Here is a 25,945-nt window from a genome sequence, read left to right on the forward strand (position 1 = left end):
CTCCGGGTAGCCGAACAAACTCGGTGACGCTCACCTGGCCCTCTTCCCGGACACCGAGGCGCGCACCGGCCCGTTCCTCGCCATGGCGACACCGCTGCCGAAGCACGCCTTCCACCACACCGCCTCCGGTTTCACCCGCCTCGGGCGGGGTCACCCTCTGCGCGGGCGTTTCGCTGCCCTCGGGAGGTGGCCGGTGGCCGAGAACGTCTTCGTGCTCGGACTCGACGACGGCAATGCCGAGCTGCTCCGCAGGCTCCCCGGAGCGCGCGACCACCACATCCACGGGCTGCTCGGCATCGACGAGGTGCGCATCGGCCGCAGCGACTTCCGCCGCTGCCTGGCCCGAGCGTGCGAGCGGCTCGATTCCTTCGACGGCCCCATCGACGCCGTCACCGGCTATTGGGATTTCCCGGTGACCTCACTGGTGCCGATCCTGTGCGAACGCTACGGGCTGCCCAGCTCCAGCCTGGAATCGATCGTGAAGTGCGAGCACAAGTACTGGAGCAGGCTGGAACAGGCGCAGGTGACCGACGCGTATCCCCGGTTCGGCCTCGTGGACCCGCACGCGGACCCCCCACGACCGCCCGAGGGACTCACCTTTCCCCTGTGGCTGAAACCGGTGAAGTCGTCGTCGTCCAAGCTCGCGTACCGGGTGACCGACGACCGTGAGTTCACCGAGGCGATCAGGCACATCAGGGCAGGCATCGGCGAGGTCGGCGGTCCTTTCGACGCGGTGCTGGAACGAGTTTCCCCACCGCCCGAGGTGGCGAACGCCGGAGCGACCGCGTGCCTCGCCGAGGAGGCGGTCGGCGGCGCACAGATCACCGTGGAGGGCTACCGCCATCACCACGAGCCGCACGTCTACGGCGTCGTCGATTCGGTGCGCTACCCGGGCACGTCGAGCTTCCTGCGGTACCGGTACCCGTCCACGCTGCCCGAGGAGTCGGTCAGGCTGGTCACCGACATCGCGAAGGCCGTCGTCGTGCGGATGGGCCTGCGGTCCACGACGTTCGACATCGAATTCTTCGTCGAACCCGGCTCCGGCCGCGCGTGGGTGCTGGAGGTCAATCCCCGGCTGTCGCAGTCGCACGCGCGGCTGTTCGAGGCTGTTGACGGCGTGTCGAACCTGCATTGCATGGTGAGTCTCGCCCTCGGGAAGGAGCCGACGATGCCCCGAGGTCAGGGACCGGCCGCCGTCGCGGCGAAGTGCTTCCTGCGGCGGTTCACCGACGGGATCGTCCAGCGCGTCCCGAGTGGAGAGGAGATCGCCGCCGTCGAGCGTGAGGTTGGCGTGATCGTGGACCTCACCACGAGGCGGGGAAACCGGCTCGCGGACCAGTACGCGCGGGACAGCTACAGCTACGAACTGGCCGACATCCACATCGCGGCTGGCAGCGAGTCCGAACTGATCGACAAGTACGAGCGCTGCGTGTCCGCGTTGCGGTTCGAGATCGGCGACATCTGAGGCGGAGGTGTGTCGTGCGCACGGTGACCTCGCTGCCCTACCCGGTGCGCAGGGACGATCACGTGTGGATTCCGCTGGCGGACGGCACCCGGCTGTCGGCGCGGGTGTGGCGGCCGGTGTCCTCCGACGACGACCCTGTGCCCGCGATCCTGGAGTTCATCCCCTACCGCTTGAACGATCTGACGTTCCAGCGCGATTCGATCCACCACCCCTACCTCGCGGGGCACGGTTACGCCGGGGTGCGGGTGGACCTTCGGGGCAGCGGCAACAGCGACGGCGTCCTCGCCGACGAATACCTCGAACGGGAACTCGCCGACGGCGAGGACGTGCTGGCGTGGCTGGCCGCGCAACCGTGGTGCGACGGCAGCACGGCCATGATGGGAATCTCGTGGGGCGGGTTCAACGCCTTGCAGATCGCGGCACGCAGACCCCCGAGCCTGAAGGCCGTCGCCACGCTGTCGTCCACGGACGACCGGTACGCCGACGACGTGCACTACATGGGTGGCTGCCTGCTGTCGGACAACCTGTCGTGGGCCTCGACGATGTTCGCCTACAACGCCTGCCCGCCCGACCCCGCTGTGGTGGGCAGGCGGTGGCGGCGGATGTGGTTGCACCGGCTTCAGCACTGCGAACCGTGGCTGGTCGAGTGGCTTCGCCACCAGCGGCGCGACGACTACTGGCGCCACGGATCGGTGTGCGAGGACTACGCCGCCGTGAACTGTCCCGTGCTCGCCGTGAGCGGCTGGGCCGACGGGTATTCCAACTCCGTCTTCCGGCTGCTGCGCCATCTCCGGGTGCCTCGTCAGGGCCTCATCGGGCCGTGGTCGCACAAGTACCCGCACCTCGGTGTGCCCGGCCCTGCCATCGGATTCCTCCAGGAGCTGGTCCGCTGGTGGGATCACTGGCTCAAAGGCATCGACAACGGCGTCATGGACGAGCCGATGCTGCGGATCTGGATGCAGGAGAGCGCCAAACCGGCCACGGCGTACGAGCAGCGGCCCGGCAGGTGGATCGGCGAGCCGTCGTGGCCGTCGCCGCACATCGAGGTCACCGGGTTCACACTGCTGCCCAACCGGCTGGTGCGCGCACCGGACGCCGAGGACAGCGAGGACGGCGCGAACGGCGAGAACAGTGAGGCGCTGACCATCGAATCGCCGCTGTCGGTCGGCCAGTTCGCGGGCAAGTGGTGCTCGTACAACGCGCCGCCCGACCTGCCCTACGACCAGAGGGAGGAGGACGGTGGGTCGCTGGTGTTCGACACCGGCGTACTCACACAGCGCCACGAGATCCTCGGCTCTCCCGTCGTGCACCTCGAACTGAGCGCCGACCGGCCGAACGCGATGGTGACGGTGCGGCTTTCCGACGTCTCTCCGGAGGGCAGGGCCACGCGCGTGAGTTACGGCCTGCTCAACCTCACCCACCGCAACGGGCACGACCGGCCGGAACCGCTCGAACCGCACCGGCGTTACCGCGTGAGCGTGCCGCTCAACGGGGTGGCGCAGGCGTTCCCCGCGGGGCACCGCGTGCGCATCGCCGTGTCCACCTCCTACTGGCCGCTGGCGTGGCCTCCGCCGGAACCGGTGCGGCTGACGGTGTTCCCTGCCCGCAGTTCGGTGACGCTGCCGGTGCGTCCGCCCCGGCACGACGAGACCCACGCCGAACCGTTCGACGAACCGGAGGGAGCACCACCGCCGCCCGTGCGGCGGCTCCGGCCGGGGGAAGGACGCTGGACCGTGTCACGGGACCTCGTGGAGTACCGGTCGGCGCTCGACGTCGTCAAGGAACTCGGCGTGTTGCACTTCGACGACATCGACCTCGACGTGAGCAGGCGGGCCGACGAACACTACGAGTGGGTCGCCGACGACTTCGGCTCGGCACGGGGCAGCGTGGACTGGACCATGCGGTTCACCCGGGGAGAGTGGGACGCCTCCTCGGTCACGCACACCACGCTCGCGTGCACGCCGACGGAGTTCCTCGTGCACGCCAGGCTGGACGCCTACGAGGGCGAGCAGCGGGTCTTCTCCCGCAACTGGCACACCTCGATACCGCGCGATCACGTGTGATCGTGCCGCACCCTCCGCGTGCCGTCGGGCGCGCGCCGCGTGCGGCCCTCGGCGTCGAGACGTTCCAGCAGCGGCACGGCCACCCTGCGCGTGGTGCCGAGCGCCTTCCTCGCCTGGCTGACGGTGAACGGCTCGGCCAGCCCGGAAAGCACGCGAACGGCCTTGTCGAGGCAGCCAGGGGCGAGCACCACACCGTCCGCGATGCGGAACAGCCTGCCCGCTCTCTCCGCCGCGGCCAGGTGTTTGGGTCCGAGCCCCAACTCGGCGAGGTCGGCGGCCTCGGGTGCGGCGAAGGGCTCGCCCGCGAGCCGCCGCTCGACGACGCGCACAGCTCGCTCCACGGCCTCGGGCAGGCATGAGACCCGTGCGGGGTCGGTCACCGCGCCGTCGCGCACGGCGAGCCCCGCGTGGTCGAGTGCGGGGCCGAGCAGGTCCTCGGGAACGTCAAGGGAACGGCGCAACGCCTCGACGGGAAGACCGGCCGACAGCGGGTTTCGCTCGTGCCAGTCGGCGACCAGTTCCCTCGCCCGCCCTGCGAGCCGCCGCGGCAGGTCTTCGGCAACGGCCCACCGTCCCATCGTCCGGCCCGGCACCGCCCATCCGAGCGCGTGCAACTCTTCGACGGCGACGGCACCGTGCCTGCGCACGTAGGCGACAGCGGGGTCGTCGCAGGCCAGCTCCGCCGCCCGCGCCCTTGCCGCTCCCCTGCGCCGCAGGGCGGGCGGCCGGGGATCGAGGACGTCGAACCCGGCGGATCGGTGATCTCCCGGATCCCGCAGCAGTCCGCGATCACCGGCGCGCAGCGGCAACTCCCTCGCGAAGGACAGCCGGGCCGTGCCTGTCCCTAGTGGACGGACACGACAGGGAACGGCCACGGAGCCGATGTGCGCCACGAGCTGACGCGGTCTCTCGGCTTTCTCGCCCCGCAGCCGGACATCCGCCTCGGCGGTGAACCGCCACGCCCCCGGGGTGAGCAGGGCGTCTCCCCTGCCGAGGTCGTGCTGGTCGGCGCCCCGCAGGTTCACCGCGACCCTGGCCACAGCCGTCACGGTGTCGTGAGCCTGCCCGAGTGACTGGAGTGCGCGCACCACACAGCGCCTGCCGTCGCGATCGAGCACGAGGTCGTCGCCCACCGAGAGCGTGCCTGCGCCGAGTGTGCCCGTCACGACCGTGCCCGCTCCCCTGATGCTGAAGGAGCGATCGATCCACAGCCGCACGTCCGCTCCGCGATCGGGGTTCGGAAGCCGCGCGCCGAGCGCGCCGAGTTCGGCCCTCAGCGCGTCGAGCCCCGCACCCGTGTGCCCGCTCACCGCCACGGCGGGGATCCGGCCGAGGCCGCTGGACGCGATCCGTTCGACCGACTCGGCCAGCACCGGGCCTGGATCGGCGCGATCGGCCTTGGTGACAGCGAGGACACCGTGGCGGACCCCGAAGGCGTCGAGCGCCGCGAGGTGTTCGCTCGACTGCTCCTGCCAGCCCTCATCGGCGGACACCACGAAGAGCACGGCGGGAACGGGGCCGACACCGGCGAGCATCGTGGGGACGAACCGCTGATGTCCCGGCACATCGACGAACGCGAACGACTGCCCAGCCAGCTCCGTCCACACGAATCCGAGATCGATGGTCAGGCCACGGCGGCGTTCCTCGGCGAGACGATCGGGCTCCATCCCCGTCAACGCCCGCACCAGCGTGGACTTGCCGTGATCGACGTGTCCTGCCGTGGCTACGACGTGCATCGCGACACGGCCTCCACCAGACGTTCGTCGGCATCGGGGTCGATGGCGCACAGATCGAGCAGGCATCGGCCCTGTTCGAGCCGCCCCACCACGGCGGGGTCGGCCGCGCGCAACCTCGGCGCGAACCCGCCCGGCAGGCTCACGGCGGCACTCGGCAACTCGACGCCGGGCGCGCCGCCCCCGCCGACGGCAGCCGTCGTCCGCACGGCGACGGCGTCCACACCACGACGGGCCAGCGCCGACGCCAGCCGCTCGGCACGCGCTCGCAGCGTGCCGGGATCGGTGTCGAGGAACCGCCGTACAGGCGGAGCGGGGCCGCGCACGGTAGCCTCCAGCGCCGCGAGCGTCAGCTTGCCCACCCGGAACGCGCGGGCAGCGGGATGCCGCCGCAGGCGTCGCACGACGGTGTGTTCACCGAACAGCAGGCCCGCCTGCGGGCCACCGAGCAGCTTGTCGCCGCTGGCGGTGACCACGGCCGCGCCGTCGGCCAGCGCGCTCGCGGCGTCGGGTTCCCCTGGCAGGCGAGGATGCGGCCGAAGCAATCCCGATCCGATGTCGGCCACCACCGGCACACCGAGTCCAGCGAGCCGGGTGAGCGGGACCTGTGCGGTGAAGCCGCTGATCCGGAAGTTCGACGGGTGCACCTTCAGCACGAAACCGGTGTCGGGACCGATGGCCTCGGCGTAGTCGGCGAGGTGCGTGCGGTTGGTGGTGCCGACCTCCCTCAGCCTCGCCCCCGCCGAGGTGACGAGGTCCGGAATCCGGAACGAGTCGCCGATCTCGACCAGCTCGCCCCTGCTGATGACGATCTCCTTGCCCGGCGCGAGAACGAGAGCACACAGCAGGAGCGCGGCGGCGTTGTTGTTCACGACGTGCACACCGTCCACGCCACCCACCTCCGGCAGCGCCTCGGCCAGCGCGGCGAGCGCGCCGACGCCCCTGCGAGCGCGCCGCCCCTCGGCGAGATCGAACTCGACGTCCGTGCCGCCTGCCGCGGCCTGCACGGCCCGCACCGCAGCCCGCGACAGCGGGGCGCGTCCCAGGTTGGTGTGGACGAGCACGCCGGTGGCGTTGAGCACCTCACGCAGAGACGTCGCTGTGGCAGGCAACGACGCCACAGCCTCGTCGGCGACCTCCTCGGGGGCGATCTCGCCCGCTCTGGCGCGGTCCTGCGCCGCCGCGATCACGCCTCGCACGAGGTCACGACCGAGCTCGTCCACCGCCTTGGCCAGCCTGGGTTCGGCGAGCAGGGCATCGGTCCGCGGGATCCGTCTCCTCGCGTCGCCGCGAACCTGGCCCGCCTTGGTATCGGCTGCGTCGGCTGCGTCGGGCACGAAACTCCTTCCCGGGACCGATGATCGCGGAGGCGAACGGGAATCGAACCCGCCAACGACGGTGTCCGCCGTTCAACGGTTTTGAAGACCGTGCCGGTCACCAGGCCGGAAGCGCCTCCCTGTGCCGTGGCCGCATTCCACGAGGCCCCCGTACCGCTCTCCGAAAGGACCCGTCGAACACGACCACATCGACATCGTGCCAGCACGATTCAGCCCGCGCAGCGCGCCCGTTCGGGGCAGCATGTGGGGCATGGCCCATCGACTGACCCACTACGCGCACGGAGGCGGTTGCGCCTGCAAGATCCCGCCCGGTGAACTGGAGGACATCGTGCGCGGCATGTCCGGCGCCGCGCTCCCCTCCGCTGCCGCCGAGTTGCTCGTCGGGCTCGACGGTGGCGACGATGCCGCCGCCGTGCGCCTCGACGGGGACCGCGCGGTGATCGCGACGACGGACTTCTTCACCCCGGTCGTGGACGACCCTTTCGACTGGGGACGCATCGCCGCCACCAACGCGCTGTCGGACGTCTACGCCATGGGCGCGACGCCGCTGGTGGCACTGAACCTGCTGTGCTGGCCGAGGGAAACGCTGCCGCTCGACCTCGCTGCCGAGGTGCTGCGTGGTGGTGCGGAGGTCTGCGCCGACGCGGGCTGCCACCTCGCGGGAGGACACAGCGTCGATGATCCCGAGCCGAAGTACGGGCTCGCGGTCACCGGCCTCGGCTCGGCCGAGTCGCTGCTGCGCAACGACGCGGGGCGCGCGGGACTGCCGTTGTCGCTGACGAAACCCCTCGGTGTGGGCGTGCTGAACACCCGGCACAAGGCGACCGGCGAGTCGTTCCCCGAAGCCGTCGAGGTGATGACCACGCTCAACGCCGAGGCGGCGAAGGTAGCCGTGGCCGCCGGTCATCGCTGCGCCACCGACGTCACCGGGTTCGGGCTGCTCGGTCACCTCTACAAGCTCGCGAGGGCGAGCGGGGTCACCGCCGTGATCGACTCGGCGGCGGTGCCCGTGCTGGACTCCGCGCGCGTCGCCGTGCGCGAGGGGTACGTGTCGGGCGGCACCCGGCGCAACCTCGACTGGGTGCGCCCCCACACCGACCTCTCGGCCGTGCCGGAGGAGACCGCGTTGCTGCTCGCGGACGCCCAGACCTCGGGTGGGTTGCTGGTGGCGGGAGAGCTGCCGGGCGCGCCCGTGATCGGCGAACTGGTGCCGAGGGGTGATCACGTCGTCGTGGTGCGCTGAGCGCGCTGAACGTCCCCCGCACCGTGTCCGCACCTCCCGCACGCGTGTCCGCACTTGGTGCACGCGTGTTGGCACTTCCCGCACCCGTGTCCGCAGTTCCCGCACGCGTGTTGGCACTTCCGGCTCCCTTGTGCCTGCGGTTTGCCCTCACCCGGGCGGGGAACGCCGTGAGCAACAAAAACCTCACTACCGAGGAGGTGCACTCATGACCGGGGCGGACCGCGCGGCAGGACCGAAGGGCGCCAGGGGAACCAGCCGGGGGGATCCCACGATCGACGAGCCGCCGCGCGCGCTGTCGGACGGACTGGAACTGCGCTCACCCGCGTTCAACGACGGCACGCTGATCCCGAGTCGATACTCCCGCCAGGGCGGCAATCAGATTCCTCCGTTGCAGTGGGCACACGTTCCCGAGGGCACGGAGGAGTTGGTACTGCTGTGCGAAGACCCCGACGCGCCGGGAGGGACCTTCACACACTGGGTCGTGGCGGGGATCCCGCCCGACGTCACGGAAATCGAGGACGCCGCGCCGGGCAGCGCCGTGCAGGGCCGCAACGGATTCGGCGATCTGGGCTGGGACGGCCCCCAGCCGCCGGTGGGCGACGGCGCGCACCGCTACTACTTCCGCCTCTACGCGGTAGACCGCCCGCTCGGCCTCGGAGAGGGAGCCACTGCCGGGGACGTCCACGCCGCCGTCGCCGACCACGTGCTCGCCACCGGAACGCTGGTGGGCCTGTTCGCCCGCTGACCCGCGTGTCGGCAGCCTGTGCACGTGTCCGCACTTTTCGGCACCCATGCCCACCCCCTGGGCGAGGTCCTCGCGACGCACTGGGCAGAGCCTCGTATTTCCAATGCCGCAAGCAACTGCTGACACGCGCGCAGGAACTGCGGACACGCGTACAGCAACTGCTGACACGGCAGCCGGGCATCTGCCCTGGCCCTGGGCATCCGAGGCCAGGCCTCCGGCCCCCACCCCACCCGACCCCAGACCCGGGATCTCGGCCTGGGGCTGCGGTCGGCCTGAGGCTGCGGTCGGCCTGGGGCGGCGCCCCCCGGGGGTTAGGGGGCCGGTTCGACGTGCACGACCTTCATGGCCGTCAGCTCGTCGAGCAGTTCGGGGCCGTAGCCGTACCCGTGGCCGCTGGCGCCGCGCGGATGCGCCGCGCCACCCGGCGCGCCACCGAAGACGGCGTTGACCTTCACGGTTCCCACGGGCAGGGCCCGCCACGCCTGCTGCGCGTGGGTCATGGACCGCGTCAGCACGGTCGCCGCGAGGCCGTAGGCGTCGTCGCGGGCCAGCGCGAGCCCCTCGGCGAACTCGTCCACCACACACACCGGCGCCACCGGACCGAACGTCTCCTCCCGCATGACCCTCATCGCGGGCTCGCAGCCGGTGAGCACGGTAGCGGGATAGAGCGAGCCGGGACCGTCGGGCACAACGCCACCCGCCCGCAGTCGCGCACCCGCCTCGACGGCCTGCGCCACGTGCTCGTGCACGGCCTTCCGGTGGCGGAGGTCCACGAGCGGCAGCAGACCGGCCCGCTCGGCTGCGGCGGTCAGCGCGGTGACGAACGGTTCAGCGACGGCGCGGTGCACGAAGATGCGCTCGACCGCGACACAGATCTGGCCGCTGTTCGTGAACGCGCCGGTGGCGGCTTGCTCCGCCGCCCACTCGGGGTCCACGTCGCCGTCGATCACCAGCGGGTCGTTGCCGCCGTTCTCCAGTAGCGCCTTCGCTCCCGTCCTGGCGGCGGCCTCGGCCAGCGACCGCCCTGTGGCGGTGCTGCCGACATGGGCGATCACGTTCACGTCCCCGTGCCCGGCCAGCCACGAGCCGACGGTGCCGTCACCCGCGAGGTGCCGCACCACGTTCTCGGGGAAGTGAGGCCGGAGCACCTCGCCGAGCAGCGCCCCGGTGTGCGGGCAGCGTTCGCTGGGCTTGGCGACCACGGTGTTTCCCGTCACGAGCGCCGCGCCGACGAGCCCGCAGGCCACGGCGACGGGGTCGTTCCACGGTGTCAGCACCACGACGACGCCCCGGGGCTCCGGCACCATCAGGTCGGTCGCCGACGGCTGTCCGAGCAGGGTGCGCCCCCGGTGCAGCGGGCCGAGTTCGGCGTACTGGCGCAACGTCGCCACTCCCGCGAGCACGCCCTCGCGGGCCTGGGCTGCGGGACGGCCCGTTTCGGCTTCGTTGATCTCGGCGAGGTCGTCGGCGCGGTCGGCGAGTGCGTCGGCGGCGGAGCGCAACGCGGCCGCGCGCTCCTCCGCGGGGGTGGCGGCCCAGGCGGGGAACACGGCCCTGGCCGCTGCGACGGCGGAGGCCGCCTCCTCGCGCGTGGCCATGGCGACATCACCGACGAGCGTGCCGTCGGCGGGATTGTGGATGCGAATGCTTCTGCCGTCGGCGGATTCGGCAGGCGGCAGGTCGGGTTCGACGGCGAGATCGGTCATCGGGCGTGCATCACCTCGTGTGGTCGGCGACGGCGAAAGCGTCGGATGTTCGGCAGCGGAAGGGCCGAAGACCCAAAAAGCTTGCGGCTCAGCTCTTCGAGAACTCCGCGCTCACGGCGTTCGGCCCGTCGTAGGTGCGATCGGGAATGTTGCCGAGATGGCGAAGAACCTCGTCGTCCGCACCCCGCTCACGGGCGTGCCGCACGAGGTCTTCCTTCGCACACGGATAGTCCACACCGGACAGGTACTTCTGCATGTCGATGGGGTTGGGCTGGGACATGGCTCTCACCTCCGCGCCGGGCATACCCGCGGTGGGCCGGGGGTAACCGGGCACGGTGGACGCCGAACCTGACGAGTTGCTCCGCACCGCCATGCGGGTGGCGAACACGCTGCGCGCAGGCGCCGTCCCGTTCGCGTTGGCGGGAGGGTGCGCGGTGTACGCGCACGGCGGTCCCGCGTCGGATCACGATGTGGACGTCTTCGTGACGGAGCGGGACGCTCCCGCCGCGCGCAAGGTTCTTGTCGCGGCCGGGATGCGCGCGGTCGATCCTCCGGAGAACTGGCTGCTGAAGGTCTACGACGGCGACTGCCTCGTCGATCTGATCTTCCGGCCGAACGGAAGGCCGGTGACGCCGCAGCTGCTGGCCCGCGCGGAGGAACTGCGGGTGGGTGCCACGACAGCGCCGGTGGTGCCGGTGACCGAACTGCTGGTGGACAAGCTGCTGGTGCTGGAGGACCACCGCTGCGACTTCACCCCGCTGCTGCCCATCGCCCGCGCCGTTCGCGAACAGGTGGACTGGGCCGAGGTGGCACGGCAGACCGGATCGTCGCCGTACGCGCGAGCGTTTCTCACGCTGCTGTCCTCGCTCGGCGTCACCGACGGACGCGAACTCGCCCATGCGAAAGGAGCACGGCATGTCCGGCCCGCACCCGGCTGAACACCACGGGCATCCCGAATACACGGCGGCCCGGCTGCGGAGGGCGCTCGCCGAGGACGAGCGTACCGCGGAACTGGGCATCCAGGTGGACGTCAGGGGCGAGCACGTCTACCTCAGCGGCGTCGTGTCGTCACAGACGTGCAAGGAACGTCTCGACGCCGTCCTGCGTGACCGGGAACCGGACCTTCACCTGCACAACGACGTCCGCGTCGTCGAGGCGACCGAACCGGGCGAGGCCGAGGTGCTGCGATGATCAGGATCGCGGCTGTCGGGGACGTGCACCTCGGCGAGGACGCGCGGGGCAGGCTGCGGCCCGCGCTTGAGCACCTGCCAGAACGCGCGGACGTGCTGCTGCTGGCCGGTGACCTCACCCGGCACGGCACCCCCGCCGAGGCTCGCATCGTGGCCGAGGAGTTCGCCGACGCGGGCGTTCCCGTGATCGCGGTGCTCGGCAATCACGACTACCACCACGACGCCGTGGACGAGGTCACCGCCATCCTCGACGGCGAGGCCGGAATCCGGGTCCTCGAAGGCGACGGCGTGGTGCTCGCCGTGAACGGCACCCGGTTCGGCGTGGCCGGCGTGAAGGGTTTCGCGGGCGGGTTCGAGGGCCGGTGCGCCAGCGCGTTCGGTGAGCCGGAGATGAAGGCGTTCGTCGAGCACACCGTGGACACCGCCGACGCGCTCCGCTCTGCGCTGAGGACGTTGAAGGAACTCGACGCCGACGTGCGGGTCGCGCTGACGCACTACTCCCCCGTGCCGGACACCCTGCACGGAGAACCACCCGAGATCCACCCGTTTCTGGGGGCGTACCAGCTCGGCGAGGTCATCGACGAAGCGGAGGCGGCCCTCGCGGTGCACGGGCACGCCCACCTCGGCTGCGAACACGGGGTCACGCCCGGTGGCGTTCGGGTGCGTAACGTCGCCCAGCCGGTGATCCGCTCGGCATACGCGCTGTACTGCCTCGACGAGAACGTCGAGGGCAGCGAAGACCGGGCCACGACGCCGGGGGCGCACCGATGACGACCGCCGTGGTGTGGGACGGCGCGCCGCACCTGCCGACGGTGCTGGTGTTCGACCCGGCTCCGCCGGCGGAGACCGCCGAGATTCCGCAGTCCTGGCGTGCCCTCACGGATCGGCGGCAGGTCGTGTGGTGCCGGTTCGCGGTGGAGCACGCGCTGGCCGAGACAGACCGGCTGCTCGGTGACGCCGACGCCTTCGGAAGGCCGATCGACGCGGTCGTCCACGGCGATCCACCTGATGTGCTCGATGTGCTGCGCAGGCACGCCGACGCGGTGCGCGCGGTGATCGTGGTGGATTCGGGGCCTGGCGCGGTGGACGAGCTGCCCGGTGTCCGAGCCGTGGCCGTGGGGCGTCCTCGGACCCCGCCGCGTCCGCTCGACGGCGACGCCGTGTGCGCGGAGGTGATCTCCGCCCTCGACGACCTGGACACCGACGACCTCGCTGAAGGGGTCTGGCCGCGACGAGGCGATGAGGAGGCGCGCGAATGAGTGACCACCGCGACGAGCTGCCGCTGCCCGATTACGACCACCTTCCCGTGCCCGCGCTCCGGGACCGCATTCGCTCACTGACCGCCGACCAGCTCGAACGGCTGCTCGCCTACGAACGCGAGCACGCCGACCGGACTCCCGTGGTGACGGTGATGCGAGCGAGGCTCGATCAGCTGGCACGGGGTGCCACGCCGAGCGAAGGACAGCACGACGTGCGGCCCGAGCAAGCAGGAGACACCGCGCACGGCTCGGTGGTTGGTGAGGACACCTCGGGTGCTCCGGTTTTCCCGCCACCGCACGGAGTGCCGGCTCAGCCCGCGAGGCCAAAGGGTGACCGCCGGGCCTGACACGCGGCCCAGGAGTCAGCCGTCGTCGTCCTCGCCCTCTCCGGGTTCGCCGAGGTCGGTGATGGTCACGACCTCGTCGGTGTCGATGAGCGCCCGCCCTTCCCGCACCACCATGCCGAGCCGGTGCTTTTCACGGGTCACGGCTTCGTCGGTGGTGAACTGAAGTTCCACCTCGACGACGGTCTCACTGACGGCCGTGGGCCCCCCGACGACGCTGACGGCCTCGATGCCGGACCAGAAGTCGCGATACGAGTCCTCACCCTGGCTCTGGAGGCCGGGGCCTAGCAGTTGCCATCCCTGCTCGACGTCGCCGGGCATGAGCGCGTAGTAGTCGGCGACCGCCGTTTCGAGTTCGGCTGGGTCAAGGGTCTCCGGAGGTGGCTGCTCTTCGCTGGACGGCGGCACGTCGTCGGCGGGGTCGGACCCGGTGGACGCAGGCGGCGCCTGTGGTATCGACGACGTGGCCGAGGCGGCGATCACCGTGGTGTCCTGCGCACCGGCTCCGCCTGAGTCACCGGCATCGTCCGAGCCGCCCACGACGAGTTCGGCCACCAGCACGCCCACGGCGGCCGCAGCGAGTACGGCGATGACCGTCGTCGCGATCCTGGCCCGCGACCACCCTGTCTGTCCGGTGCGCTCGGGCGTGTTCGCCGGAGCGACGCGCACGGCGGGGTGCGCGCCCGTCGCAGGCTGCGGCTCAGGACGTTGTGGGGGCGCGGTGTGGAGCGAGGGCGGTGCCCCGGCCGCCGGTGTGTGAGGGCCGGAGGAGTGCTGCTGCCGGGGCGGTGGCGGCGGAGGAACCGCCGACGGGATCGCCGACACCGCGGCAGGCTGAAGGTCAACGCGTGTGGAGCCGCGCACGGTGCCTGGCGGAAGGGTCGGCGCGTCGAGACCGTCGGGGCGGCCTTCGGACACAGCGCGGAGCGCGGCCTCCACCTGCGCCATCGTCGGCCGGGCCAGCGGTTCGGGCTGGAGCATCGCGCGCAGAGCGCCGTCCAGAACGCCTGCCTGGCGAGGCGGGATGATCTGCCCTGCGGCCACCACGTGCAGCATGGCGATCTCGTTGCCGGGGTTCTCGAACGGCGGCCTGCCCTCCACGGCCGCGTAGAGGGTGGCACCGAGAGAGAACACATCCCCTGCGGGGCCGGGCTCGGCGCCCCGGGCGCTTTCCGGTGACAGGAACGCCGGTGTGCCCGCGAGCAGGCCGGTGCTAGTGACGGTGATGTCCCCCGCGGCACGGGAGATGCCGAAGTCGGTGATCTTGGCAATGCCGTCGTTGCCGATCAGAATGTTGGCGGGCTTGACGTCGCGGTGAATGACACCGGCTTCGTGAGCGACGACGAGCGCCGCCGCGACCTGCGCCCCGATGCGGGCCACCTCCAGAGGCGGCAACACGCCGCGCTCGTCCAGCATCGCGGAGAGGCTGCGCGACGGGAGGTACTCCATCACGAGCACCGGCTGACCATCGTGGTCGGCGACGTTGTAGACGGAGATCGCGTTGGAATGCTGGAGGCGAGCGGCGATGCGCCCCTCGCGGAACGCGCGCTGACGTGCCTTCTCCGTCTCGGTGTCGTTCAACCCAGGCGGCAGGAGCAACTGTTTCACGGCCACCTGCCGATCGAGGCGGACGTCGATCGCCAGCCAGACGACCCCCATCGCGCCGCTGCCGATCTGGTGTTCCAGCCGGTAACGCCCGGCGATCAGTGTCTCGTCGCCCTCACTCACCTGTGGCCCCTCCTGTCACCCCGACAGACTAGAGCGTCACGATCACAGTCCCCGCCCAGGTCCGGCAACCCGAGCGGCTATTGGCGCATGAGGTGCAGGCCGCACAAGGGTCGCGTTTCCCGTTCACCCTAAAGGGGCATCTCTGTCGGGTCCGTGACTCCGGCCCCAAGGAGAGTTCATGAAACGCGGCGCGCAGACCGCCGCCGCGGTCATCGCAGGGTACTTGCTGGGACGAACCAAGAAGATGCGTCTCGCCCTGATGATCGCCGCGGCCGGCGCGACAGGAAAACACGGCACGAACCCGGCGGGACTCCTTCGAGCAGGGCTCTCCCGGCTCGGCGAGTCGGCCGAGCTGGGCAAGCTCACCGAGAGCGTGCGCGGAGAGTTGCTGGACTCGGCCCGTGCTGCGGCCACCAAGGCGGCGACCTCGCGTGTCGAGTCGTTGACCCAGCGGCTGTCGGGCGATTCCGACGGCCAGAAGGAAGCGGACGGCGAAACCGATGGCGAGGAGCGCGACACGGGCGGTGGCGAGGCGCCCTCCGAGGACGGCGAGGACCGCACCGGCCGCGCGGCGCCGTCCAGGGACGGCGAGGACCGCACCCGGAAACCCAGTGCGCGCAAGCGTTCCAGGGCCTCCGGTGGTGAGGACGAGGCGGGACCACGCGGCCGTCGCGCGACGTCGGCGGCAGGGAGCCGCAGGCCCGCACGCAAACGAGCCGAATCGTCGGCAGCGTCCGGCAGTGCGGGTGAGTCCGGTGCCGGCGGCGACGAGGACCACCCTCGTACGCGGGCTCGCTCGTCGGCGGGCCGCTCCCCCGTGCGCAGGACAGGGAGGTGAGCCATGACCACAGCACGTGCGGCAGCGGAGAAGCCGAAGAGCGCGACGGGCAAGGCCGGTGACGCAGGCGGCACGGTGGCAGGCAAGGCCAAGGACGCGACGGGCAAGGCCGGTGACGCGGCACCCGGCGGTGACCTGACCGGTGCGCTGAGCACGCTCGCCGGTGTCCTCGCCAAGAAGGCGGGCTCCGCGGTCACCGGCAAGGTGAGTGAGTCGGCCAAGCGCCTCACCGACTACGCCGAGGGCCAGGGCGGCAACCTGCTCTCCGCCGCGACCGGCGCGAAGAAGCTCGCCGAGGGCAAGGGACCGGTCTCCGCGGCGTTGAGCGCGGGAGCCTCCAAGGTCGGCGACACGGTGAAGAAGGCCTTCGGCGGCGGCTCCAGCAAGAAGGGCGGCGGGCTCAAGCTCACCAACATCGTCGAGTCGATCGACGTGGGTGTGCCCGCCGAGGTCGCCTACGACCAGTGGACTCGCTTCACCGACTTCCCCTCCTTCATGAAGAAGGTCGAGAACGTCGAGCAGGAATCCGACGAGAAGCTGACGTGGAAGGCGCAGGTTCTCTGGTCCCACCGGACGTGGGAATCGACGATCACCGACCAGGTTCCCGACGAGCACATCGTGTGGCGGTCGAAAGGCGAGAAGGGCTACGTGGACGGCGCGGTGACCTTTCACGCGCTCGCCCCACGCCTCACACGCATCCTCGTCGTTCTCGAATATCACCCGCAGGGCTTCTTCGAACACACCGGGAACCTGTGGCGTGCTCAGGGCCGCCGCGTCCGGCTCGAACTCAAGCACTTCCGCAGGCATGTCATGACGCAGACACTCCTGCATCCGGACGAGGTCGAGGGCTGGCACGGCACGATCCGCGACGGCGAAGTGGTTGACGAAGGCCGCGAAGGCAGGCCGGAGCGAGACGAGGAGGAAACCGGCGGGCCCGAGTCCGAAGAGGACTATGAAGAGGACTCCGACTACGACGAGGACTACGACGAGGGCGAGCAAGACGACTACGAGGACGAGGACTACCAGGACGAGGACGACTACGACGACGAGGAAGACGACGAGGAAGACGAGGAGTCCGAAGAGGACACCAGCCGCGAGCGCCCTGCCCGGCGTGCTCGCAGGCGCTGAACATCGAGGAGGACATGCGTGACCACAGCAGTTGCCGCAACCGGAGGCGGCGGAGGCCCTTCGCCGTCCGGTCTCGCCGACGTCATCGACACGATCCTCGACAAGGGACTGGTGATCGACGCCTACGTGCGCGTGTCACTGGTCGGGATCGAACTCCTCACCGTGGACGCGCGGATCGTCGTGGCCAGTGTGGACACCTATCTGCGATTCGCCGAGGCGACGAACCGCCTCCAGGTGGCCGACGACGACAAGAAGGGCTTGCCCGAACTCATCGAGGACATGAACTCGGGGGCCGCGAAGTCGCGAACCAAGGGCGCCCTCGAAGCGGCGGGGGACAAGTTGCGTGACGTACTCGGGGAGACCGAGACCGAGGGGAGGAAGTCCTAGATGGCGCGGACAGCGACCCAGCGGACGGATCAGGGTGACGAGAACACCGAGCCCGAAACCGCGATCTACGTCTACGGCATCGTGCCGGCCGACGTGGAGACCGACGCGGAGGTGAAAGGCATCGGCGACCCGTCGAGCCCGATCGAGACGGTGCGGCACGGAGACATCGCCGCGCTCGTCAGCGAGATCGACGCGGACCGCCCGCTCGGCACGCCCGACGACCTCGCCGCGCACGCCCGCATCCTGGACGCCTCCGCGAGCGAGGTGCCCGTGCTGCCGCTGCGGTTCGGCGCGGTGGTCACCGACCGCGACGCGGTGACCGGCGAACTGCTCGCCGAGCATCACGACGAGTTCGCCGCCGCACTCGGCGAACTGGAGGGCAAGGCGCAGTACATCCTCAAGGGCCGCTACGACGAGCGCGCGATCCTCGCCGAGATCCTTCAGGAGAGCTCGGAGGCGCAGCGCTTGCGCGACGCGATCCGGGACGCACCGGAGGAGGCCACGCGCAACGAACGTCTCGCGCTGGGAGAGCTGATCGCGAACACCATCGCGGCCAAGCGCGAGGCCGACACCCGCACCGCGATCGAGGCACTGGAGGAGCTGGACATCGACGTCGCCCCGCGCGAGGCCACGCACGAACGCGACGCCGTCTACGTGGCCTGCCTCGCGGAGGTGTCGGCCCAGCCCGACCTGGAGCGCGTGGCGGGTGATCTGGCGAAGAAGTGGGGCGAGCGGGTGGAACTGCGGCTGATGGGCCCGCTCGCGCCGTACGACTTCGTCCGCACGACACGGCCGGGCGGCTGAGGTCGTCCGGGATGGAGAAAGGAGGCACCGACGTGGGGCTCGTGACGGCGATTCTCGGGCTGCCGCTGGCGCCGGTGCGCGGTGTGGTGTCACTGGCCGAGGTGATCCGCGAGCAGGTGGACCGCGAACTCTACGACCCCGCGTCGGTGCGCCGTGAGCTGGAAGCCGCCGAGGAGGCCCGTGCACAGGGCGAGATCACTGCCGAGGAGGAGGCGGAGATCCAGCAGAGGGCACTCGGGCGGCTCACCGGCCACGACGGCGGTGACGCGACCACCGGAGGAGGGTGACGGTCATGCCACAGGACCTCGACGAGGTGGGTGCCGCGGAGGCCGCCGAACTCGCACTGGAGGCCATCGAACGGCTCACCCGGCGGCAACCTCTCGGCGTCACCTCGCTGAGTCCGACGGACGAGGGCTGGGCCGCGGAGGTGGAGGTCGTCGAGGAGAGCCGGGTCCCTTCGACGGCCAACATCCTCGGACTGTACGAGGTGGATCTCGACGCGGTCGGCGAGCTGGTGTCCTACCGCAGGATCCGCCGCTACGCGCGGGGTCGCACCGAATGAACGACGCGGCACGCGAGGGAAGGCAGTAGTACATGACCGCATCAGGGCGCCCCGGTTCGGCACTGACGTCCTCGACCGGCTCGGCGGCGAGCCACCAGCCGGGCAACCTCGGCGACATCCTCGAACGGGTTCTCGACAAGGGCCTTGTCATCGCGGGCGACATCCAGGTGAACCTGCTGGACATCGAACTCCTCACGATCAAGCTCCGGCTGGTGGTGGCGTCGCTGGAGACGGCGAAGGAGGTCGGCATCAACTGGTGGGAGAACGACCCGTGGCTCACCGGGACGAGCACCGGCCACAGCGTCGAAGGCGGCAGCAGGCAGAGTGCGCTGGAGCGGGAGAACCGCGAACTGCGCAGGCGGATCGAGGCGCTGGAGGCGGGTTCCCGGGCAGGGCAGGTCGAGGCGGGCGCCCCCAACGCCGAGGACGTGATCGACGCCGAGGCCGTCGCGGAGGAACGCGATGAGTGAACACCCGACGCCCACCGGCCTGTGGCTGTACGCGGTGGCGAGTGGATTCGATCCCGCGCCGCTGGAGGATCTTCGTGGCGTCGCGGGCGCACCCGTGCGGGACGTCCGGGTGCGCGACGAGGACACGCGGGAGGAACTGGTCGCCGTCGTCAGCCCGGTGTCACTGGACGAGTTCGGTGAGCAGGCTCTGCGGCGCAACCTGGAGGACCTCGACTGGCTCTCCGCCACCGCGCGGGCGCACGACGCCATCGTGGCGGCCGTGTCCGCCGCCGCGACGGCCGCGGTGCCGCTGCGGCTGGCCACGGTGTCCTTCGATGAGGACCGGGTGCGTGACCTCGTCACCCGGAATCGGGCCGAGTTCGTCACCACCCTGAACGCGCTCACGGGCCGAACCGAGTGGGGCGTCAAGGTGTACACCGACCCTGGGCGGCTCGCCGCGCCTGCCGGATCGGCGGTGTCCACCCCGGCTTCGGGGGAGTCTTCGTCTGGCGGTGCCGGTGCGGCGTACCTGCGGCGCCGCAAGGCCGCCCTCTCGGCGCGGGAAACCGGCGAACGGGTCGCGGCCGAACACGCCGAGCGCCTGCATGCCCGGCTCGCCGGGGCGGCGGTGGCCGATCGCCGCCATCCCCCGCAGGACCCGAAACTGTCCGGTGAGCGCGCGCACATGGTGCTCAACGGCGCGTACCTGGTGGACGACGACCGGGCCGCGGCGTTCGCCGAGCTGGTCAGGGAACTCGACGCCGAACACGACGCTGTGCGGGTCGAGCTGACCGGGCCGTGGCCGCCTTACTCGTTCGCCGCCGTGGGGCAGGCCGCGGAACGGGCCCCAAGACAGGCCCCAAAACAGGCCCCAAAACAGGCGGAGCACCCGTGACCGGACCAGAGCGGCCCGGCACCTCCGATTTCGACCTCCTCGGCTCTGCGAAGGACTCGGCCGAACTCTCCGCAGCCGCGCCCGAACGCAGGATCGCCCTCGTTGATCTGCTCGACCGCGTTCTGGCGGGAGGCGTGGTGCTCACCGGGGAGATCACGTTGTCCATCGCCGACGTCGATCTCGTGCACGTGTCGTTACGAGCCCTGATCACCTCGGTGAGCACACTGGAACGAGGAGAGCGACCGTGACCGACCCCACCCGTGACCCCGGCCACCGCAACCCGCTCGCCGAACGCATCGACTCCGATCCCGAGTCGGTCGAACAGGGGCTGGCGAGTCTGGTCCTGACCATCATCGAGCTGCTGCGCCAGCTCATGGAGCGGCAGGCGCTGCGCCGTGTTGACGAGGGCGATCTGACCGATGAGCAGGTGGAGCGCATCGGTCTGACCCTGATGAAGCTGGAAGAGCGCATGGAGGAACTCCGCGAGCACTTCGGGCTCGACCCCGAGGACCTCAACATCGATCTGGGCCCGCTCGGCCCTCTGCTCGGCGACTCGTGAGCCTTTTCTATGCTGTCGCGCCATGGGTTGGTTGTCAGGCGCACGGCAGGCCGATTACGCCAGGCGTGATCTCGACGTCCTCGCCGGAAGGCTCGCCTCGGCAGGGGTGAGCACGACCGCGCTCGACCCGGCACGGCTCGCGGAGATCGATCAGCACGCCGCCGCGGTGCGTGACATCCTGACCTCCGAAGGCGGCACGGCAGGCGTCGTGGAACTCGCCGCCTACGCGCAGGGCGTACTCGACGCCGCCGCCGAGGCGGGTTGGACGCCGGAATCCCACACCACGGCGAGCGTGGAGTCCACCACGAACTGGATCGTGCTGCGGCTGCTCGCCGTCTGCGCCCTCACCGACTCCTCCCCCGCAGGCGACGTCCCCGACATCGACCCGCTGCTGTTCACCTGAGCGCACGCCCCGATCTTCTCGGCGACATCTGGGGCGCACCTCATCGTGTGCCCCGTGACCTCGTACGGTGGCGCACGGACAGCCCCGGATGACCCCTGACCTCGGGGTCATCCGGGGCTTGTGCTTCTCTCCGAGCGTGCAGGCTGCTGGCCGGCAGCGCCGCTTCAGTTGTCGAAAGTTCCCGGCCGAAGCCGGCCCGCGCGTCGGTGCTGCTCGCTACTGTGAGTGCTGTGGCAGAAACCGGTGAGCAGACCAACGACACCCTGAGCGATCGCGAGCGCGGCGATGTCCTGTACGACCTCGTGTGCCAGTTCATGGCCGAGGACGAGGAGGAACGCGCGGGGGACCCGGCGGAACGCACGCGGACCGAGCGTCTTGCCGAGGCCCAATTGCTGTTGTTGCAGGCGATCTACTGCGAGCTGCGCCACGGGCACGACCAGACGCGACAGCACGCCGAGGAGCTGGACAGCCACACCGCGGCGATGAGCAGGCTGCGGGGCGCGCTGTACGACCACGGCGCGGCGATGGGCCGGATGGTCGGTGCGATGGCCGACCACGCTCACGAGATGAACCGGCTTCGCCGGGCGCTGTAGCTCTGCGAGTTGGCTCGGCAACACTGGTCGCCGCGCAGCACGCACGCCGGGCACCTCGACGACGAACACGGCGACGCCGGGCGCCCGCGAAAGCGTCCGGCGTCGTCACCCCGTTCGGCTCAGGGATTGGGCGGGTGCGCGGTGCGCGACTGCTCCTCCGGGGTCTGGATGGGCTCGGTCTGCGCCTCCTGCGTCCTCGCCACGTCCTCCCTGCCCCGCTGGTAGGCCTCCGCCTGCGCCCTGGCGTTCGGCATCTCCTCCTCGGCCCTGTTGAGCCAGCGGTCCCACCGCTGCTGCATCGGCCGCATCAAACCGCCGCCGACGCCGATGGCGAGGATGGCGCCGACCGTCGCGAGCACCGCGATCAACACCGGGGTGGTCACCGAGGTGGCGATGCCGATCTGGTTGAGCGCGGCGATCACCCCGAGACCGATGATGACCACCTGCGCTGCCGTGGCGAGCGCCCTGCCGTAGCTCAGCCCGCCCAGCGCGCTGCTCATGATGTCCTTGACGGCGCTGGCGATGGCGGTGACCACGACGACGATCACGATCGCCACGATGGCCCTCGGCAGCCACGCGACGATCGCCGCGAGCATCGAACTCACCGGGTTGGGCCCGAAGACGCCGAACGCGATCTGCAACGCGATCAGCAGCACCGCGTAGAACACAATGGCCGCCACGAGACTGCTCGCGTCGTATTTCGACCTGGCCAGCGCGCGCTGGATACCGCCGCGTTCGACGGCCCTGTCGAAGTTCAGTCGCTCCAGCACGACATCGACCAGTTTGCGCAGGCCCTTCGCGACCAGCCACCCGATGAGCAGGATGACGAGGAACGCGGCGAACTTCGGCAGGAAGGTGATGACCGACCGAAGCGCGTCGTTGAACGATTCCGTGATGTTCATCGGTATTCACATCCTTTCCCGTGGCCGGCCGGTCTTTACCTCGTCACGCGCAGGGCCACTCGGATCTCGACGCCGGGCCACACCGTTCGTCGGCTGTGGGGGATTACCCGGGATCGGACCAGGCACTCACGACCCGTAGACGCCCATTGGTGGCCACCACACCCCTCAGTGGTGTGAACAATCGGGACGCGACACCGAAAAGTCCATCAATAGCACACGATCCGTGACCACGGACCCACAGGTCGTCGTCACCGTCCCGGTGGGGCACGCCATAGTGTGAGCGCCCGCGAGCGGAGGTGACGGTGGCCGAGGTCGATTACTACGCAGTGCTGGGTGTCGAGCGCGACGCCTCGACCGCGCGGATCAAATCGGCCTACCGGTCACTCGCGCGGAGGAGGCATCCGGACGCCGGAGGGTCCGCCGAGGACTTCCAGTTGCTGCGCCAGGCCTACGAGACGCTGGCCGACCCGATGCTGCGGGCCGCCTACGACCGTGGGGGCAGGCGGCCGTCCATGGCGCTCGCCGCCGAGACCCGCGCCGCCCGCAGGGCAGCACCGCGCCGGTTCGGCGAGGACCCGGACTTCGTGCCGACGGCGCCCGCGATCGACGTGCGCGACCTGCCGTGGTGGGACCTCGTGGAGGGTGCTTCGCGGGTCCACTACGCCCACCCCGGCTCTCCCGGCCATGCCACGGCGGGCGGCGCGCTGCTCGGGGCGATGATCCTGCCCCTGCCGCTGGTGGTGCCCTTCGCGTTCTCGGTGTGGCTGACGGCGGTGTGGGCGCTGCTGGTGGTGTCGGCCGCGGCGGCCATGGTGCTGCTGGTCCGCAGGCACCTGGAGTCGCTGCGGGCCGTGCGCTCGTTCCGCGGCGAGTTCGGCGACCGGATCGTGTTCGGGGAGCCGGGTTCCGAGGACGACGAGGTGGCGGAGCGGCTCACCGCCGAGGTCTTCGAGCGCTACCTGACCCGGCTTCCCGGCGTGCGCATCTTCCACGGTCTCGCCTGGCCCGGCTCAGTGTTCGCCGACATCGACCACGCCGTGCTGTGCGGGCGAAGGCTCGTGCTGGTGGAGTCGAAGTCGTGGCTGCCCGGCCACTACGGCCTCGCCGACGACGGCACCATCACCCGCAACGGCCGCACGTTCCGGGGCGGAGGAACCCAGTTGCCCACCGGACTCGCCGCCTTCCGCAGCCTCCTTCCCGAGGTGGAGGTGTGTGCCGCGCTGGTCATGTACCCGAGCAGGGACGGCGAGATCACCGCCGACGAACCGGACCTCGACGATCTCCTCGACTTCGACGACCCGGCACCGATGACGCCGGAGCAGTTCGTGCGGCTGCTGGGCGACTGGCTGGCCGCCGAGCCCGTCACCGTGGATCGCCAGGTGTTCCGCACCGTGCTGGGCCAGGTCGTCGGCCACTCCCCCTCGGCGAGGACCTGACGCGATCTCGCCAGGCCGCGTGACCGGCAGCCCGGCCTGTCGTCCCAGCCCGCACCGGAGGAACCAGCATGACGCACAGCGGCAGTACACCTCGAAGTCACGCCATCGCGCCCGTGGCGGCACTGGCGGCGTTGCTGGGCGGAGCCGTCGTGATGGTCGTGCTGCACCTGCTGCCGTCGAGTGCGGACGTGGACCCGGTGCGGCGCACGATCAGCGAGTACGCCCACGGCCCCGGCAAAGCGCTCTTCGACCTGTCCGTGCTGCTGGTGGCGTTCGGGTCGGCGGTGGTCTTCACCCTGCCCGCGGCGCGGGGTCAGGTTCGCGCGGTGTCCGCCTGCACGGCGTTCGGTGCGCTGTGGACGCTCGGGCTCGTGGCGGTCGTGGTGTTCCGCAAGACGGACTGGTCGGTGGGGCCGAGCGTGGAGGGCGCGATCCACCGCTATGCCAGCATGGTCGCCTTCGTGTGCCTGCCGCTGGCCGTGTGGTCGGCGGCGAATGCCGTGTTCGGCCCCTCGTCGCGGCTGCGGGCCGCCGCCCGGGTGCTGTCGGTGGCGTCGCTGGCGTGGCTCGTGGTCATCGTCGGGGCCGTACTGGTGATGCTCTCCGGTGGTGAGCCGTGGTGGCGGTCGATCCCGCTCGGGCTCGTCGAACGGCTTCTCGCGGCCACGGAGGTGACGGCCGTGCTGTCACTGGTTCCCGGGCTGCTGCGCGCGCCCGATCGTGGTCCCGATTCCGCCGCCACGCTGGTACGGTACTAAGCGCACGCTTACCGACTCAATCGAAGGAACCCGGACGCGGCCGAGCCGGCGCATCCTGCGGCGGAAGCACGCAGGGGCCGCACTGACGACCGCCCCGGGCTTTCCGAACAGGAGGAAACGCTGTGACCGACTCTCCCTCCCGCGTCGCGATCGTCACGGGCGCAGGGCGTGGCATCGGCGCCGCCGTCGCCGCGCGGCTGGCCTCCGACGGGTTCTCCGTCGCCCTGCTCGACCTGGCTGCCGACGCCGTGGACGCGCGCGCCGAGGCGATCACCGAGGCCGGTGGACGCGCGATCGGCGTCAGTGTTGACGTGTCCGACGCCGACGCCGTTGACGCCGCCGTGAACACCGTGGCCGAGCGGCTCGGCGCGCCGACGGTGCTGGTGAACAACGCGGGCATCACGCGGGACAACCTGCTGTTCAAGATGACCGAATCCGATTGGGACTCGGTCATGAACGTGCACCTGCGGGGGTCGTTCTTGATGAGCCGCGCCGCGCAGAAGCACATGACACAGCAGAACTGGGGCCGCATCGTCAACCTCTCCAGCACCTCCGCGCTCGGTAACAGGGGGCAGGCCAACTACGCCACGGCCAAGGCAGGTCTCCAGGGCTTCACGAAGACGCTCGCCATCGAGCTGGGCAAGTTCGGCGTCACCGTCAACGCGATCGCCCCCGGTTTCATCGAGACCGAGATGACGGCGGCGACGGCCGAGCGGGTCGGCGTGCCGTTCGAGGAGTTCAAGAAGGCCGCCGCCGCGGAGATCCCCGTCCGCAGGGTCGGTCAGCCCTCCGACATCGCGGGTGTGGTGTCGTTCCTGGTCAGCGACGACGCGTCGTTCGTGTCGGGGCAGGTCATCTACGTCGCGGGCGGGCCGAAGGCATGAGCGGGCCCCGGGTGTTCCCCGACATCGACGCCTTCGCCGCCGCGGTGGGTGAACCGCTGGGCACGGGGCCGTGGCACGAGATCACGCAGGAGCAGGTGAACCTCTTCGCCGACGCCACAGGCGACCATCAGTGGATTCACGTCGATCTCGCCAGGGCCGCCGAAGGGCCGTTCGGGGCGCCGATCGCCCACGGTTACCTGACGCTGTCGCTGATTCCCCGGTTCATCGGCGAGGTCTACCGCATCGAGAGCTTGAGCATGGGCGTCAACTACGGCCTCAACAAGGTGCGGTTCCCGCAGCCGGTGACGGTCGGTTCGCGGATCAGGGGCCACGCCGAGCTGGTCTCCGTCACGCCGGGACCCCAGGGCACCCAGGCCGTCGTCCGCTGGACGATCGAGATCGAGAACGCCGAGAAGCCCGCGTGCGTCGCCGAGACCGTCGGGCTGCTCGTGCCGTAGTCCCGCCAGTCGAGAGCGGATGTTCCGGGCCTGCCACTGTCCGGCACGGCAGGCCCGGCACGCCCGCCACCACGAG

General features: G+C 70.7%; 31 protein-coding genes and 1 tRNA gene. 25 read left to right on the forward strand and 7 right to left on the reverse strand.

What is annotated here, in order from left to right; translation table 11 throughout:
* The first annotated feature begins 193 nt into the window (after window positions 1–193).
* Window positions 194–1,465 (forward strand): ATP-grasp domain-containing protein, encoded by a 1,272-nt coding sequence (locus tag SACXIDRAFT_RS00685; RefSeq protein WP_006236525.1) that lies wholly within the window; start codon window positions 194–196, stop codon window positions 1,463–1,465.
* Between the two features lie 14 nt (window positions 1,466–1,479).
* On the forward strand, window positions 1,480–3,528 hold the full coding sequence (locus SACXIDRAFT_RS00690) for a CocE/NonD family hydrolase (protein ID WP_006236526.1): 2,049 nt from the start codon (window positions 1,480–1,482) through the stop codon (window positions 3,526–3,528).
* Here the strand turns inward: SACXIDRAFT_RS00690 and selB are convergent.
* From selB to SACXIDRAFT_RS00705, 3 genes are all read right to left on the reverse strand, one after another.
* Window positions 3,519–5,264, reverse strand: a complete 1,746-nt coding sequence (selB, locus tag SACXIDRAFT_RS00695) for a selenocysteine-specific translation elongation factor (RefSeq protein ID WP_006236527.1) — start codon at window positions 5,262–5,264, stop codon at window positions 3,519–3,521. The two genes, SACXIDRAFT_RS00690 and selB, sit on opposite strands and share 10 nt — an antisense overlap.
* On the reverse strand, window positions 5,252–6,598 hold the full coding sequence (gene selA, locus SACXIDRAFT_RS00700) for an L-seryl-tRNA(Sec) selenium transferase (RefSeq protein WP_006236528.1): 1,347 nt from the start codon (window positions 6,596–6,598) through the stop codon (window positions 5,252–5,254). The genes selB and selA overlap by 13 nt, the downstream gene beginning before the upstream one ends.
* A gap of 27 nt (window positions 6,599–6,625) precedes the next feature.
* Window positions 6,626–6,717, reverse strand: a tRNA-Sec gene (locus tag SACXIDRAFT_RS00705).
* A 131-nt stretch (window positions 6,718–6,848) separates the two neighbouring features.
* Here SACXIDRAFT_RS00705 and selD point away from each other — a divergent pair.
* Together selD and SACXIDRAFT_RS00715 are read left to right on the forward strand one after the other, a co-directional pair.
* Window positions 6,849–7,841, forward strand: a complete 993-nt coding sequence (gene selD, locus SACXIDRAFT_RS00710; protein WP_040922360.1) for a selenide, water dikinase SelD — start codon at window positions 6,849–6,851, stop codon at window positions 7,839–7,841.
* 205 nt (window positions 7,842–8,046) lie between these two features.
* On the forward strand, window positions 8,047–8,586 hold the full coding sequence (locus SACXIDRAFT_RS00715; RefSeq protein WP_006236530.1) for a YbhB/YbcL family Raf kinase inhibitor-like protein: 540 nt from the start codon (window positions 8,047–8,049) through the stop codon (window positions 8,584–8,586).
* A gap of 311 nt (window positions 8,587–8,897) precedes the next feature.
* Here SACXIDRAFT_RS00715 and SACXIDRAFT_RS00720 read toward each other — a convergent pair whose 3' ends face one another.
* Both SACXIDRAFT_RS00720 and SACXIDRAFT_RS00725 read right to left on the reverse strand, forming a co-directional pair.
* The gene (locus SACXIDRAFT_RS00720) at window positions 8,898–10,292 is read right to left on the reverse strand and encodes an aldehyde dehydrogenase family protein (RefSeq protein ID WP_006236531.1); all 1,395 of its coding nucleotides are present in this window, start codon (window positions 10,290–10,292) and stop codon (window positions 8,898–8,900) included.
* A gap of 88 nt (window positions 10,293–10,380) precedes the next feature.
* Complete coding sequence (locus SACXIDRAFT_RS00725; protein ID WP_006236532.1) at window positions 10,381–10,572, reverse strand: DUF2795 domain-containing protein; 192 nt, start codon at window positions 10,570–10,572, stop codon at window positions 10,381–10,383.
* Window positions 10,573–10,627: 55 nt separating this feature from the next.
* On the opposite strand from SACXIDRAFT_RS00725, the gene SACXIDRAFT_RS00730 reads away from it, so the two are divergent.
* Genes SACXIDRAFT_RS00730 through SACXIDRAFT_RS00750 form a run of 5 tightly spaced genes read left to right on the forward strand, consistent with a single transcriptional unit; the run spans window position 10,628 to window position 13,088 of the window.
* Complete coding sequence (locus tag SACXIDRAFT_RS00730; protein ID WP_006236533.1) at window positions 10,628–11,230, forward strand: hypothetical protein; 603 nt, start codon at window positions 10,628–10,630, stop codon at window positions 11,228–11,230.
* Window positions 11,208–11,483: a BON domain-containing protein gene (locus SACXIDRAFT_RS00735; RefSeq protein WP_006236534.1), complete on the forward strand. Its 276-nt coding sequence runs from the start codon at window positions 11,208–11,210 to the stop codon at window positions 11,481–11,483. Before SACXIDRAFT_RS00730 ends, SACXIDRAFT_RS00735 begins: the two co-directional genes overlap by 23 nt.
* Window positions 11,480–12,253 (forward strand): metallophosphoesterase family protein, encoded by a 774-nt coding sequence (locus SACXIDRAFT_RS00740; RefSeq protein WP_006236535.1) that lies wholly within the window; start codon window positions 11,480–11,482, stop codon window positions 12,251–12,253. The genes SACXIDRAFT_RS00735 and SACXIDRAFT_RS00740 overlap by 4 nt, the downstream gene beginning before the upstream one ends.
* Window positions 12,250–12,741, forward strand: a complete 492-nt coding sequence (locus tag SACXIDRAFT_RS00745) for a hypothetical protein (protein WP_006236536.1) — start codon at window positions 12,250–12,252, stop codon at window positions 12,739–12,741. Before SACXIDRAFT_RS00740 ends, SACXIDRAFT_RS00745 begins: the two co-directional genes overlap by 4 nt.
* Window positions 12,738–13,088 (forward strand): DUF8129 domain-containing protein, encoded by a 351-nt coding sequence (locus SACXIDRAFT_RS00750; protein ID WP_006236537.1) that lies wholly within the window; start codon window positions 12,738–12,740, stop codon window positions 13,086–13,088. The genes SACXIDRAFT_RS00745 and SACXIDRAFT_RS00750 overlap by 4 nt, the downstream gene beginning before the upstream one ends.
* A gap of 15 nt (window positions 13,089–13,103) precedes the next feature.
* On the opposite strand, the gene SACXIDRAFT_RS00755 is transcribed toward SACXIDRAFT_RS00750, so the two are convergent.
* Window positions 13,104–14,813, reverse strand: coding sequence for a serine/threonine-protein kinase (locus SACXIDRAFT_RS00755; protein WP_006236538.1), 1,710 nt, complete (start codon window positions 14,811–14,813; stop codon window positions 13,104–13,106).
* A gap of 178 nt (window positions 14,814–14,991) precedes the next feature.
* Between SACXIDRAFT_RS00755 and SACXIDRAFT_RS00760 the strand changes: the two genes are divergently transcribed.
* The 12 genes from SACXIDRAFT_RS00760 to SACXIDRAFT_RS00815 all read left to right on the forward strand — a co-directional run bounded on the left by SACXIDRAFT_RS00760 (window position 14,992) and on the right by SACXIDRAFT_RS00815 (window position 21,431).
* Window positions 14,992–15,651 carry a hypothetical protein gene (locus SACXIDRAFT_RS00760; RefSeq protein WP_006236539.1) on the forward strand — a complete coding sequence of 220 codons (660 nt, stop codon included), beginning with the start codon at window positions 14,992–14,994 and terminating at the stop codon, window positions 15,649–15,651.
* A gap of 3 nt (window positions 15,652–15,654) precedes the next feature.
* Complete coding sequence (locus SACXIDRAFT_RS00765; RefSeq protein ID WP_006236540.1) at window positions 15,655–16,779, forward strand: SRPBCC family protein; 1,125 nt, start codon at window positions 15,655–15,657, stop codon at window positions 16,777–16,779.
* Between the two features lie 18 nt (window positions 16,780–16,797).
* A complete protein-coding gene (gvpJ, locus tag SACXIDRAFT_RS00770) occupies window positions 16,798–17,166 on the forward strand; it encodes a gas vesicle protein GvpJ (protein ID WP_006236541.1) in 369 nt (122 codons plus the stop codon).
* Entirely contained in the window at window positions 17,167–17,970 is an 804-nt protein-coding gene (locus SACXIDRAFT_RS00775) for a GvpL/GvpF family gas vesicle protein (RefSeq protein ID WP_006236542.1), read from the forward strand. It begins immediately after the preceding gene.
* Window positions 17,971–18,002: 32 nt separating this feature from the next.
* Entirely contained in the window at window positions 18,003–18,257 is a 255-nt protein-coding gene (locus SACXIDRAFT_RS00780) for a gas vesicle protein GvpG (protein WP_040922362.1), read from the forward strand.
* A 5-nt stretch (window positions 18,258–18,262) separates the two neighbouring features.
* Window positions 18,263–18,532, forward strand: a complete 270-nt coding sequence (gvpO, locus tag SACXIDRAFT_RS00785) for a gas vesicle protein GvpO (protein WP_006236544.1) — start codon at window positions 18,263–18,265, stop codon at window positions 18,530–18,532.
* A 32-nt stretch (window positions 18,533–18,564) separates the two neighbouring features.
* On the forward strand, window positions 18,565–19,002 hold the full coding sequence (locus SACXIDRAFT_RS00790; RefSeq protein ID WP_006236545.1) for a gas vesicle protein: 438 nt from the start codon (window positions 18,565–18,567) through the stop codon (window positions 19,000–19,002).
* A complete protein-coding gene (locus SACXIDRAFT_RS00795) occupies window positions 18,995–19,876 on the forward strand; it encodes a GvpL/GvpF family gas vesicle protein (protein ID WP_006236546.1) in 882 nt (293 codons plus the stop codon). The genes SACXIDRAFT_RS00790 and SACXIDRAFT_RS00795 overlap by 8 nt, the downstream gene beginning before the upstream one ends.
* Window positions 19,873–20,124 carry a gas vesicle protein gene (locus tag SACXIDRAFT_RS00800; RefSeq protein ID WP_006236547.1) on the forward strand — a complete coding sequence of 84 codons (252 nt, stop codon included), beginning with the start codon at window positions 19,873–19,875 and terminating at the stop codon, window positions 20,122–20,124. Before SACXIDRAFT_RS00795 ends, SACXIDRAFT_RS00800 begins: the two co-directional genes overlap by 4 nt.
* On the forward strand, window positions 20,121–20,435 hold the full coding sequence (locus SACXIDRAFT_RS00805) for a gas vesicle protein K (RefSeq protein WP_006236548.1): 315 nt from the start codon (window positions 20,121–20,123) through the stop codon (window positions 20,433–20,435). Before SACXIDRAFT_RS00800 ends, SACXIDRAFT_RS00805 begins: the two co-directional genes overlap by 4 nt.
* Window positions 20,436–20,457: 22 nt before the next feature.
* Complete coding sequence (locus SACXIDRAFT_RS00810) at window positions 20,458–20,838, forward strand: DUF6401 family natural product biosynthesis protein (protein WP_006236549.1); 381 nt, start codon at window positions 20,458–20,460, stop codon at window positions 20,836–20,838.
* Window positions 20,839–21,068: 230 nt separating this feature from the next.
* Window positions 21,069–21,431, forward strand: a complete 363-nt coding sequence (locus tag SACXIDRAFT_RS00815; RefSeq protein ID WP_157599622.1) for a hypothetical protein — start codon at window positions 21,069–21,071, stop codon at window positions 21,429–21,431.
* 119 nt (window positions 21,432–21,550) lie between these two features.
* Here SACXIDRAFT_RS00815 and SACXIDRAFT_RS00820 read toward each other — a convergent pair whose 3' ends face one another.
* Window positions 21,551–22,333: a mechanosensitive ion channel family protein gene (locus SACXIDRAFT_RS00820; RefSeq protein WP_006236551.1), complete on the reverse strand. Its 783-nt coding sequence runs from the start codon at window positions 22,331–22,333 to the stop codon at window positions 21,551–21,553.
* A 302-nt stretch (window positions 22,334–22,635) separates the two neighbouring features.
* Here SACXIDRAFT_RS00820 and SACXIDRAFT_RS00825 point away from each other — a divergent pair, with 302 nt between their 5' ends.
* From SACXIDRAFT_RS00825 to SACXIDRAFT_RS00840, 4 genes are all read left to right on the forward strand, one after another.
* Complete coding sequence (locus SACXIDRAFT_RS00825; protein WP_006236552.1) at window positions 22,636–23,769, forward strand: J domain-containing protein; 1,134 nt, start codon at window positions 22,636–22,638, stop codon at window positions 23,767–23,769.
* A gap of 68 nt (window positions 23,770–23,837) precedes the next feature.
* Window positions 23,838–24,527: a DUF998 domain-containing protein gene (locus SACXIDRAFT_RS00830; RefSeq protein WP_006236553.1), complete on the forward strand. Its 690-nt coding sequence runs from the start codon at window positions 23,838–23,840 to the stop codon at window positions 24,525–24,527.
* Window positions 24,528–24,649: 122 nt separating this feature from the next.
* Window positions 24,650–25,411 (forward strand): 3-oxoacyl-ACP reductase FabG, encoded by a 762-nt coding sequence (gene fabG / locus SACXIDRAFT_RS00835; RefSeq protein WP_006236554.1) that lies wholly within the window; start codon window positions 24,650–24,652, stop codon window positions 25,409–25,411.
* A complete protein-coding gene (locus SACXIDRAFT_RS00840; protein ID WP_006236555.1) occupies window positions 25,408–25,869 on the forward strand; it encodes a MaoC family dehydratase in 462 nt (153 codons plus the stop codon). Before fabG ends, SACXIDRAFT_RS00840 begins: the two co-directional genes overlap by 4 nt.
* The last annotated feature ends 76 nt before the right edge of the window (window positions 25,870–25,945 follow it).

Origin of the sequence: Saccharomonospora xinjiangensis XJ-54, from assembly GCF_000258175.1 — a bacterium.
Lineage (GTDB): Bacteria > Actinomycetota > Actinomycetes > Mycobacteriales > Pseudonocardiaceae > Saccharomonospora > Saccharomonospora xinjiangensis.